We start from the raw sequence: 12151 nt of genomic DNA on the forward strand, positions 1-12151 counted from the left end.
TGTTGCTCCCGTCGGTCCGGTTGCACCGACTGCCCCTGCGTCACCGGTTGCTCCTGTCGGTCCGGTTGCGCCTAATGCTCCAGCTTCACCTGTCGCACCTGTCGAACCAGTTGCCCCAACTGCTCCGGCGTCACCGGTTGCTCCTGCCGGACCCGTTGCACCGACTGCTCCGGTTTCTCCCGTTGCTCCTGTCGGTCCGGTTGCGCCTAATGCTCCAGCTTCACCTGTCGCACCTGTCGGACCGGTTACACCCACTGCTCCGGCTTCTCCTGTCGCACCTGTCGGACCCGTTGCACCTACTGCTCCGGCCTCACCTGTCGGACCCGTTGCACCTACTGCTCCGGCCTCACCTGTTGCTCCTGCCGGACCCGTTGTTCCCGTCGAGCCAGTTGCACCGACTGCTCCCGCTTCTCCTGTCGCTCCTGTCGCACCTGTTGATCCGGTTGCACCAGTTGAACCACCTGGCGGCCCTTCTGGCCCAGTCATTCCTGTCGCACCGGTCTCACCAGTTAATCCGGTCGCCCCCGTACTTCCCGTTACACCGGTTGTTCCGGTCGGACCTGTTGCCCCTGTAGCGCCGATCCCACCGGAGTTTGCTCCAAGAAGCTCAGCTGAAACAATCCGATGGGCTGCTGCCAGATTTCCTGCGCCGTCCTTACCCCATACAGATAACTCAATTGAATCCTCTGCAAGACCGCTTGTAAGAAATTCAAACTCAAATCCATCCAGATTGGCGAAATAGGTTCTGTTAATCACACCATTTGGTCCAATGCTTAACGAATCGAGCACATACAAAGTTCGAGCCGTATCCAACACATATCCCTGAACCGTTACAATTCCACTATTGACGGTATCCCGATTTTCAATAGATATTGTAATTTGCTGTGTAAGTCTGACTCCATTTACCGCATTATTCTCAATAGGTCCAGTTGAGTAATTAGCCATATTACCAATCTCCCTCAATTATGAAGTGATTTGTTAGTTACAACACTCACTTCTTACAATTCTGAAGATACTAATCGATGCGCACTCACGATGTGACCTGATCCATCTTTTCCCCATACGGATACTTCAATCGCATCATTATCATCAATCGACACTACAAACTCATAACCTTCGACATTGGCTAAATAATCGTTTGTAAATACAGCGTTCGGAGCGAGATTGAAGAACTCTTCCACGTAAATTGCTCTTACTTGATCCAGTACATATCCTTGTATTAAGATCGAAGCATTTTGAGTCAATGATTTATTCATCATTTTAACTGTGACCATCTGGACCGGCCGAAGGCCGTTTACCGCACTATTTAAAATAGGCCCCGTCGTGACAACCAATTATTGTTCCCCCTTCATGAACTGACATATATCAATAGGTTAGGAACCATCTTTCTCAACATATGATGCCGGTGCTCAATGAATGTCATGAATCTTGTCGAGTTAACCATTTATTTGGATCATATTCGTACAATTGATCTACATATGTTTAAGTTTTGTCTTGTGGGTGAACATATTAGAGTGTGATGTTGTTTAGAGGACATGGAATAGGGTTTTGTTTATTGTCAAGTGAATTATTTGTGATATATGATTACTAATGAATTTCGCTTGCAAACGCTATTATCATCTAGATGAATCAATTTAACTTACTGATTTACATAGATGAGCAATCCGAATAATTAACTTACCAAAGGAGAATGGAGCATGAATAAACGTTTTGATTCAAAAGTTGTATTGATTACTGGAGCAGGCTCCGGATTAGGACAAGCGGCAGCCCTTGAAATCGCTAAAGAAGGCGCCAAGCTGTCACTGGTTGACCTCAATCAAACCGCACTTGAAGAAACGAAAAAATTGATTCTTGAAGCAGCACCTGAAGCAGAAATCCTTCTTCTCACTGCCGATGTATCTGATGAGCAAGCGGTCCAGAAATATGTAGATGATACGGTACAACAATTCGGCCGCATCGATGGTTTCTACAACAATGCTGGAATCGAGGGTACTCAGGCTCCTACAGCAGAATACAACAGCAAAGTGTTTGACAAAGTCATCGACATCAACCTTAAAGGTGTCTTCTATGGTATGAAATATGTACTTCCTGTAATGAAAGAGCAGCAATCCGGTGCCATCGTGAACGTAGCATCTGTCGGCGGAATCCGCGGAGTTCTAAATCAGGCAGCATATGTTGCGAGTAAACATGCCGTGGCCGGTATGACAAAAAACGCAGCAATCGAATATGGTCAGTACAACTTAAGCATCAATGCCATTGCACCAGGTGCCATAATGACAGCAATGGTCGTTGGTTCCCTGAAACAAATCGGCGGAGAAGACGGTTGGGAAGAAGCCGGCAAACAATTCGTCAGCGTCAATCCGAAAAAACGCTTCGGTAAACCAGAAGAAGTAGGCCGTCTCGTCGCGTTCCTGCTGTCCGGAGAATCCGAATTTATTAACGGTGTCGTGATTCCTATTGACGGTGGACAGTCGAACCAATACTAATTTATCTCAAAAAGATCATTTTGGACCCCTGCTTGGGGTCCTTTTCTATTCCTTGTCACTCAACACAAAGAGGCGAATCCCTCATATTAAGGGATTCGCCTCTTCTTCTCTTCTATCTACTTATTCAAACTAACTTGTCGCCTTCTCCCCAATGTGCAGGGAATGCTGAAGCTGCACAATATCCTCATATATGGCTGGGAACTTGGAGAGCCAAGGGAGGTTCATTTCTACTGGTTCTCTCTTATCCTTAATCGATTGTGTGAGCATTTCGAAATAACGACGAAACTCATGTCTATCCTCATCGGATATCGCTTCGGTTTCATTTTTGTTTGCTGCTGCCAGCAGAACATATCCCAGATGCAGACAATCGGCAACGGCCGGCCACAGCACGGCGATTCGGCCGCTTTTTTTGATAGACTCCGCAAAGGCATCGTCATAAACCAATCTTAATTGAATCAACGCATTACGTAAATCATGCTCTTGAAGCTCTTTATCATGAACAGGATCTTCATTGAGTATTGCCAGAAGTAATTCCCCTTCTTTTTGAACGGCATGGGACATCGCCTCCGGCAATTTCCTGGAAGCCCTTGTTCTCCAGAGCAGCAATGAACCCACAATAGCAATAATACTCCCGATAATAATATCTATAATACGGGCCGATATAAAATATCCTGCGGTCAAAGCAGGCTGAATGGTTGTACCGATCAGCAGCGTGCTTGGTGTCAGGAATAATACAGCGAGTGCATAGTTTCTTCCGTATATAAGCTCCACAATGAATTGAAATATCATCAGAGTGAGGGGGATGACGATACCGATTGGCTCATACCACAGCACTGCAGCACCGATCAAGATTCCAATAATTGTCCCAGCCGAACGCTGCAGACCTCGATATACCGTGCCGATATAGGTGCCTCCAGCCATAACAGCTGCACTAGACAAGGGAACCCAGTAAGAGCGGTCGAAATGAAAACCATAGGCGATCGCCGCTGCAACGAGCAGCACCAACCCATATCGAAGGGAAGTATACAGAATCGTTGAATCGGGTCTGAATGCGTTACGCAGCAAGTTGAGGATCGAAGGCTTCGAATCGCCTAATGTCATACTATCTTCAGCCGGTGTATCAGCTTCTCTCGTTAACATATCATACGCCGCTTCAATATGAGCATACAAATTGTGTAACGAACCCTCATATTCTTCTTCCATGGAGTGGTTCAAACGAACTCTAGCATCTCTTGTGTGGATGGCATGGCTCAGCCTCTGCAATGCATGTGCCAGCCCGTCCTCTGCCGCATTTTTGCTCTCCATGGAGACATCGATGATGGATATAAATATATCGCTCGCTTGCAGATTTAATCTTTTTAATTTTTCTAAGTACTGATTATTTCGCGAGCCAATGACTTTACCATTCGTTAAGGTGCGTTCTGCCTGCTTCATGAGTGAAGCGCTCTGATGCTGAAGATCCGTGAATTGCTCTGTCCCGATCGCAGAGAGCAGCTTGGATAAGCTCTGATATACAGCAGACACTGATTTGTTCTCTGGTCCATAAGGAACGATCAGATAACCGAACATCCCCACAATCCAAGCAAACAGACCGCCAAGCAGTACACACAGTGCGCTTAACGGTAATGTACTTGGATCGTGCGGCATGGACGTTCCGACTGAATAGGCAAGGACAAAAAACATCCCCCCAGGACCTGTAATTCGAAAAAGATTGAATATAAAGACAGATAATGCCCCAACAAGACCAAACATGAAGACCATTAGCGGCACATTGTAAGAGCATAAGGCACCCAGCGTTAACGCGGCAGTCAAGCCAAGCGCAACCCAGAATAAGCGGATCGCACGCTGAGCATAGGTTTCATTCGATACATACAAAAAAGTAAAGCCGCCGATGGATGCCAGTATGCCTAGACTCGGATTTCCACTCAGAAACCCTAATATGGAAGGTATACCTACACTTATAGCGGATCCAATTCCTCGAAACCAATTTAAAGGAATCGGCTTGATTGCAAATGCATCTCTATATTTTCTTTCCGCCGGAATGATGTGCTTCGCACGGCGTCTTTCGGTGGATTTTTGATATTTGCTGATTTTATGATTGTTGTAATTATCCATACTTGTTACCTCGATTTCCTACTAAAAATGTACGGTATGAGCAGCTGCATTATCTTCAATCTGACCCAACACTTTGTTGAAGACAGCCAGCTCATCCTGCGGTATTCCGTCAAGAACCTTGCTGAATACCTGTTCCAGATGTTCATATACCTCATCTCTTAATTTGACGCCTTGATCTGTAATGTATATGAGATAGGATCTCCGATCCTCCTTATTTGTCTTCCGAACAATCAGTCCTTCCCTTTCCAGTATGTCCAATATTTTAGCAAGCGTTGCCGGATCTTTATCTGAGATGGCTGCTAACTCTTTTTGCGTAATACCATCATGCTCGTACACTCTCTTTACTACAGTCCATTGCTCAGGGGTGATCGCATAGCTCCTTAAATACCCAGTAAGAAACCGAAGCACAGCTCGGCTAGTTCTTGTTATCGCATAGCCATACTTTTCTTCATTGCCTATAGCTTTCATCTTTCTGCCTCCATAATTGTTATACAAATTATATGTATACATATCAATTTTATCTCTCTAATTGTACTTTTTCAAGTTTTTCTGAAAATTACTTGTTAGACGAATCAATTTCATCATACCCAGGAATCTTGAAATCAATGTTGCTGCACTAAAAAAAACGAACCCGCAATGTTAGCAGGTTCTTCAGTCCATCAGGTGACTATTCATTGGATCTTTCGATACAGCTTCTCACGCCTGTCAAGCGTTTCATATTTGTGGCTATGACTATTAAACAGCATCGATTCCTTGTCTCCCAGTACAAGAAAACCAAGCAGCGCTAGACTGTCATGCAGGAGATGATATACCCGATTCTGCAGCTCTCGATTGAAGTAAATGAGTACATTTCGGCAGAAAACCACATTAAATTCATTAAATGATTGGTCCGTGACCAGATTATGCCGTGCAAATACAATGTTCTTGAGCAGGGATGAATTAAAAATAACAGAGTCCTTGCGGGCCATGTAATAGTCTGAGAAATCCCTTGTACCGCCTGAACGAATATAATTATAGGTGTTCACTTTCATATTTCTCAAGGGATATATGCCCATCTGAGCCTTTTCAAGTGCATCCTCATTAATATCGGTTGCATAGATCCTGGCTCTGTCGTACAAGCCTTCTTCCTGAAGCAGAATTGCCATTGACAACACCTCTTCGCCGGTTGAGCAGCCTGCATGCCAGATTCGAATATGAGGATATGTCCGTAAATACGGAATAACATTTTTACGAAACGAATAAAACATATCCGGGTCACGGAACATCTCCGTCACGCCAACGACAAAGTAACGAAGCAGCTGCTGCATCCGGTCAGGGTAATGGAGTACTTGAGGGATCAGAGCCGAGATTGACTCTTCACCTATCGACTGCATTCCGTGCCTAATTCTTCTATATATCGAATCATAAGCATAGTTACGAAAGTCATAACCATACATACGATAAATCGCCTGGAGAAGCAGCTCTACTTCTATTTTCTCAAGCTCCTTATCTTGACCTGACAGAGGATCAAGCTGCGAATATTCCCCATAATCTGAAATGATCTTCAGCCTCCTTTACGTATAGAGCCACACCTTCAATAAAGAAAGCAACTTCTCAACATCGATCGGCTTGCTAATATAATCAGATGCACCTGCTTCAATACATAGCTGCCGATCTTCTTTCATCGCTTTTGCCGTCAAAGCAATAATTGGAGTATTCTCAAAGCGACTGTTACCACGTATCGCTCTCATCGTCTGATATCCATCCATTTCCGGCATCATAATGTCCATAAGAATAAGATCAAATTCAGGATCCTCAGCAAGAACTTCCATCGCCTCTCGCCCATTCTCCGCAAAGGTCACATTCAATCCATACGATTCCAATATACTGACAAGTGAAAAAATGTTGCGAATGTCATCTTCAACTAGAAGAATTCGTTTCCCGTCGAAATCAGTCTGATTGCTGTACAGCTTCTTCAGTATATTGCGGCGATCTTCCGGCAGATTTGCTTCGACTCGATGCAGGAACAATGCCGTTTCATCGAATAGACGCTCCTGCGATTTAACGTTTTTAATTATAATGCTCTCCGCATACTTTTTGAGCTCAATTTCTTCCTTCATGGTCAGTTCTTTTCCCGTATATATAATGATCGGCAGCTGCTTCAAATGATCATTCTGCCTTATACGGTCGAGCAGTTCAAATCCAGAAATGCCGGCTAGACCAAGATCCATGACCATACAGTCAAATCGTTCTTTTTCAAGCTCCCGCAGAGCCTCTTCACCCGTAGATACATCGGTAATCAGCACATCGTCATGACCAATCAGTTCTACCATACTATTTCTAAGAACGACATCATCTTCAACAATAAGCAGCCGTTTCAGGTCACGATTAATGAAGGTTTCAATATCTGATAGGGCATCCTCGATCTGAACCTTGTTGACCGGCTTCTTCAGATAGGCGATAGCTCCCATCGTTAGTCCCATCTGTTGTTCATTTGCTGCAGAGACCACTTGCACTGGAATATGACGCAATTCCGGATGCTGCTTCAGCCGCTCAAGTACGGTCCATCCATCAATGATCGGCAGCTGAATATCCAATATGATGGCATCTGGTTTATAAGCATGAGCAAGAGCAAGACCATGATCCCCCTGCAGAGCGACGATTCCTTTGAACTTCCGTGATCGAGCCATGTCCAGTATAATTCCAGCAAAATTCACGTCATCTTCAATAATGAGCAGAACGCGATCACCGGCCTCTATACTTAACCGATCATCCAATACGTCCATTTCGAGAGGATTGATCGAACCCGGAGAATCTGCGTGCGTAATAACGGCAGTAGAATCGTTCAGCTGTTCTACAGCCGATTGAGGTTCCTCGCCTGCGACAGCAGCCTCATTTATCATCTCGGTCTCTGAATTATGCTTGTATTCTGGGATGAATAGTGTAAAGGTGCTGCCTACTCCTTCCTCACTGTCAAACTCGATATGTCCGCCAATTAATCCCGCAAGCTCGCGGCTGATCGTCAGTCCAAGTCCAGTTCCACCATATTTTCGGCTTGTTGTTCCATCGGCCTGCTGGAAAGCATCGAATATAATCTCTTTTTTGTCGAGTGGGATGCCAATGCCGCTGTCAGCAACGGTGAATGCAATCCATTGCTCTACCTCGCCTTCATTGAAAGGACATCTGCGCTCATCTTTGTGGATGCTCAGCGTGACTTGACCTTCACTTGTAAATTTAAAAGCGTTGGACAAGAGATTCTTCAAAATTTGCTGTAATCGGTGTACATCGGTGTAAATGTATTCAGGCAGAGGTGCATCTGCAACAATATTAAACTCAATTCCTTTGTTTAAAGCGATGGGGTGAAAGCTTCCCCGAAGACTGTCATTAATATCCGCTAGCAGCACATCATCCATCTCGACCTTCATTTGCCCTGCTTCAACCTTGGATAGATCCAGGATATCATCGATCAGCCTGAGTAGATCGTTACCCGAGGAATGGATGGTCTCAGCAAATTCAACCTGCTTCGCATTTAGATTCCCGTCTTTATTGTCCATCAGAATCTGAGAAAGGATTAGTAAACTATTGAGCGGTGTTCTCAGCTCATGTGACATATTCGCCAAAAATTCCGATTTATATTTAGATGCGATTAGCAGATCCGATGCCTGCTTCTCCAATACATAATTTTGCTTCTCCATTTGCTCGTTAATTTCTTCGATCCTGCGCAAATGACTTTCCACTTGCTCTGTTCTCACCGACAAATCCAGATTGATCTGCTCAAGATCTTGCTGTTGGCGCTGTAAACGTTCCTCGGATTGACGAAGCGCTTGATTGGATGCCTTCATCTCGTCCTGCTGGGAGATAAGCTCTTCCGATTGTGTTTTCAATTCCTCGGTTTGAGACTGGAGCTCCTCAGACATCGCCTGTGATTCTGCCAGCAATCGCTGGACCTCCATTTGCGCCAGGACATTATTGATGGCGATCCCGATCATGCTTCGAGTCTGCTCCACTAACTGAATATGCTCAGGCGTAAATGTCTTCAACGAAGCAAGCTCAATTACACCCTCGACTTCATTTTCAAATTCAACTGAGAAGATCATAATATGACGAGGCGAAGATTCGCCGAGCCCTGTCGAAATTTTCACATGTCCTTCGGGCACAGATTCAAGAAGAATGATCTGCTGTTGAAGTGCCGCCTGACCCACAAGTCCTTCACCAATGCGGATATATTCGGTTCCCAGACCTTCTCCAGAAGAGGCATAAGAAGCGGTCTTAACCAACTTGTTTTGTTTACGAAGATAAAATACCGCATAGGGCGCATCTAGCAGAGAAGCGAGTTTCATAGTGAATGATTCTGCAAGCTTAGATACTTCGATAACGCCTTGATAGGATACGGCAACCTCACGGACGCTGGTCTGCAGCCAGTCATTCTTCTCATACGTTTCAATAAGTCTGTTGGTGACTTCACCTAATTCCCTAATTTCATCACGCGTGCGAACGGTAATGCGTCTAGATAGCTTCTTGCCTTTATCGGAAGCCATGTCCGAAATGGCGGAGCTGACCTGTTTGATCGTACCCACTATATTTCTCGATATGATATAAGCTACAATAATTGATAATAGGATGACGAGAATGATAACGGTGTACATCACATTCCTGAAATCCTCATTTTGCTGATCCAGATGCAGTAACCGTTCTTCCGTCAATGCTTTCTCTGTCAATCGAAATTCGTTGAACTGAGTTCTCATCTGATCCATCAGCCGTTTGCCAATATCCTGTGTGAAATACACTGCGATGTCTTGTTCTCTATTCTCCTGCTTCAGACCAATAACATACTCACCGGCATTTTCGATCCATTGCTCAATATTGTTCTTAATCTCATCAAGACGCTGGATCTGAGTTGGATTGTTAGATACCAGCTCATACAATTGATTGTAATCGGCTTTCCAATTGGACAATGCATCGTTGTAAGGTACCAGGTAACGATCTTCACCAGCGATAACAAACCCTCTCTGACCCGTTTCCATATCCAGCATATGCTTCTCTATCTGGTACGTCAGATTATGTACTTCGATATCGTGATCCGCAATAAAATCCATCTCCTGCTCCATGGACGTGATTCGGCTGCTAAGGACAAAGATCGCTGCTCCCAAGCAAACGATAATGATAAAGTAACCTATAATAATCTTGGTACGAATCGTAAGCCTCATTTTCTCAAACATTGATTTCTCCTCCTGAACTTTTTTCATTATAAGTGAGGCTATTAGCAGTCTATCATCAAAAAAAGAATCCTCAGGTACGACTCGGATTCTTCATCGAAAGCGTTCTCTTCATGCAAAAATATAGTACCATATCACTAAACACGAGTATCCATCGGATTCCCGCCCGGAATGGCGTCTATTGCTTAGTTTACGTGAAGTGAAAACACTTGTCTATACGGATTATTAAAGTAAAAAACACAGTGAAGCTTCTAGAGCTTCACTGTGTTTTGATACAAATTAAAGGCATCAATATATTATTTACAGGTCATCTAATCTATTGAACGTGAATAAAGACTACTTCAACAGATTCTCGCTATGAAGCTGGTCAAAAATGAGCTGTGTTACTGCCGATACTTGCTCCCGATCGACATAGTTCAACCATTTCAGCTCCTCAATCTCGGATTCAGGGCTTAAGACTCCTTCGTAATCAGCCATGTAGCAGGTCATCATCACTTGAATCCCTTCCGATTTGCCATGTGCCGGGGCCTCGAACGTACCGTATAATTGAATCCGCTCCTTAAGTATATCGACTGATAACTCTTCTCTGATTTCACGAATCAACGTTTCTTCATCCGTCTCACTAGGTTCCCTTTTGCCACCCGGCAAATAATACGTATCCTTGCCTTTACTGCGAGCACCTAGGATTTGACCATTAAGCAAGTGAATCCATGCGATCTTATCTATTGTTGTTGTCATTTACTTGAACACCTTTCCGAATCCGCTGCGGGAGCGGGCTAATAAGTCATCCCATGTTCCTTCCGGCTGGGCCGGAGACAAAATCTCTTGGGACACAACACCATGATATCCGATACGTGCTAAGCTGCTCAAGTAGCCGGACAGATCAATGACTCCTTCTCCAGGATAAGCGCGATCGTTATCAAGCAGCTGCTCTACAGGAAGATCATAGGCATCGTTTATGTGCACATGGACGATTTGATTCTCTTTGAGTTGAAGCAGAGCATTCGGAGTCAAGCCTGTTGTATGACAATGATAAAAATCAACCAGCAATCCCACATTGGACAAGCCAATTGCGTCGATCATCTCCAGCGTTTCTTCTGCGGTCCAGATAAAAGGATACTTCCATGCCGTTCTTAAATGATGCGGCCCCACAAATTCAAGACCAAGACGTATGCCATAGACCCCAAGCACTTCAGCACACCATCTTAACCGTGAAATGCTTCTGGCCATAAATGAAGCCGCTTTCTCGTCAGTGGAAGGTAAAATATATGTAGTACAAGCCGTACATCCAAGCTGTTCAGCACGGGCTGCGGATAGGGCAAGCCCCTCTAATCCTTGCTTAAACTGTTCATCCGTGCCGCGCCATTCTACGCTCAGTCCTATAGATCCAATAATTATGCCGTGTTCGTTGAGAAGCTGCTGTGCTGTTTCCAATCCTATTTTATCAACGAGCTGCTTGGCGTCCAGATCAACCGCCTCAAAACCATATTCTGCTGCTTTTTGTATGAACAAGACGTCATCAATTGAACCAATCCCTGCTTTTGTCAGTCCTTTTTTCACGTTCACTTCACCCTTTCTAGCTTGGATATGAATACGGTAAAGAGATTTCTTATGTCTATCCTACATCAAATTCCAGAACTACAAAAGAGATTGAAAGGAATGGCGAATAACATCGCCTCTGCTGATGATGCCTGCAAGAACGCCATTACGGTGTACGGGCAGCTTCTTGATCTGTTTTTTTCCGAGAATGGATGCAATGATCTCAATATCCTCATTCCAGGATACGGTTATCACTTTTTTCTTACATATGGACATCACATTCAATTTCATAATTTGTTTGACACGATCCTCATATTCCTCGTAATTCAAATTGACGGCATATGTATATATAAACATATCATCCTTCTTGCCAATATAACGCATAATGTCTCCGTCGCTAATGTAGCCGACAATTTCATTGCGTTCATTGACTACCGGAAGACCACTGATCCGATGATCGATAAATCTCTGAATAACCTGTTCCACATTGTCACTTTCTTTCACTTTGTATACGGGACTAATCATAATGTCATGCGCCTTCATCTTCCGGCCTCCTCATCAAGCATCATTTTTATATCCTAAGCTTCTGAATCGTTATTATTCTTATTCTTTATTTTATACTCTTGTTACAAAAAATGCGTAATGGTTCACACCGAAATCATGAATTTCGGTAAAATATTTTTAAGGCTTCCTTTTTTCTTATACCAATCTGATCCAGATAAGGTGATAGGAAGTAATTTTATGGAAAGTATCTAGATAAATAAGATTACTTCCTATTATGAATTTTTCATATGTTGAAATTATAATAAAAGAAGA

The 12151-nt window shown here is 44.0% G+C and carries 9 protein-coding genes and 1 pseudogene; 1 reads left to right on the forward strand and 9 read right to left on the reverse strand.

From position 1 onward, the window contains the following. Positions 1 to 945 (reverse strand): annotated as a pseudogene (locus TCA2_RS27930) (collagen-like protein); the annotation flags it as partial. Positions 946 to 998: 53 nt separating this feature from the next. After that, the gene (locus TCA2_RS24460) at positions 999 to 1334 is read right to left on the reverse strand and encodes a hypothetical protein (protein WP_047914219.1); all 336 of its coding nucleotides are present in this window, start codon (positions 1332 to 1334) and stop codon (positions 999 to 1001) included. Between the two features lie 363 nt (positions 1335 to 1697). Between TCA2_RS24460 and TCA2_RS24465 the strand changes: the two genes are divergently transcribed. Further along, a complete protein-coding gene (locus TCA2_RS24465; RefSeq protein ID WP_047914220.1) occupies positions 1698 to 2486 on the forward strand; it encodes a glucose 1-dehydrogenase in 789 nt (262 codons plus the stop codon). A 129-nt stretch (positions 2487 to 2615) separates the two neighbouring features. Here TCA2_RS24465 and TCA2_RS24470 read toward each other — a convergent pair whose 3' ends face one another. The 7 genes from TCA2_RS24470 to TCA2_RS24500 form a co-directional block, all read right to left on the reverse strand. After that, positions 2616 to 4601, reverse strand: coding sequence for an FUSC family protein (locus tag TCA2_RS24470; protein WP_047914221.1), 1986 nt, complete (start codon positions 4599 to 4601; stop codon positions 2616 to 2618). A gap of 21 nt (positions 4602 to 4622) precedes the next feature. Further along, on the reverse strand, positions 4623 to 5069 hold the full coding sequence (locus TCA2_RS24475) for a MarR family winged helix-turn-helix transcriptional regulator (protein WP_047914222.1): 447 nt from the start codon (positions 5067 to 5069) through the stop codon (positions 4623 to 4625). Between the two features lie 203 nt (positions 5070 to 5272). After that, complete coding sequence (locus tag TCA2_RS24480) at positions 5273 to 6142, reverse strand: protein-glutamate O-methyltransferase CheR (RefSeq protein WP_047914223.1); 870 nt, start codon at positions 6140 to 6142, stop codon at positions 5273 to 5275. 12 nt (positions 6143 to 6154) lie between these two features. Continuing rightward, complete coding sequence (locus TCA2_RS24485; RefSeq protein ID WP_052512288.1) at positions 6155 to 9799, reverse strand: response regulator; 3645 nt, start codon at positions 9797 to 9799, stop codon at positions 6155 to 6157. 333 nt (positions 9800 to 10132) lie between these two features. Next, on the reverse strand, positions 10133 to 10534 hold the full coding sequence (locus TCA2_RS24490) for an NUDIX domain-containing protein (protein WP_047914224.1): 402 nt from the start codon (positions 10532 to 10534) through the stop codon (positions 10133 to 10135). Beyond that, the gene (locus TCA2_RS24495; protein WP_047914225.1) at positions 10535 to 11356 is read right to left on the reverse strand and encodes a sugar phosphate isomerase/epimerase family protein; all 822 of its coding nucleotides are present in this window, start codon (positions 11354 to 11356) and stop codon (positions 10535 to 10537) included. 78 nt (positions 11357 to 11434) lie between these two features. Continuing rightward, positions 11435 to 11878, reverse strand: coding sequence for a CBS domain-containing protein (locus tag TCA2_RS24500; protein WP_047914226.1), 444 nt, complete (start codon positions 11876 to 11878; stop codon positions 11435 to 11437). Between the last annotated feature and the right edge of the window lie 273 nt (positions 11879 to 12151).

The sequence above is a fragment of the Paenibacillus sp. TCA20 genome (assembly GCF_000732325.1).
GTDB classification, from domain to species: domain Bacteria; phylum Bacillota; class Bacilli; order Paenibacillales; family Paenibacillaceae; genus Paenibacillus; species Paenibacillus urinalis.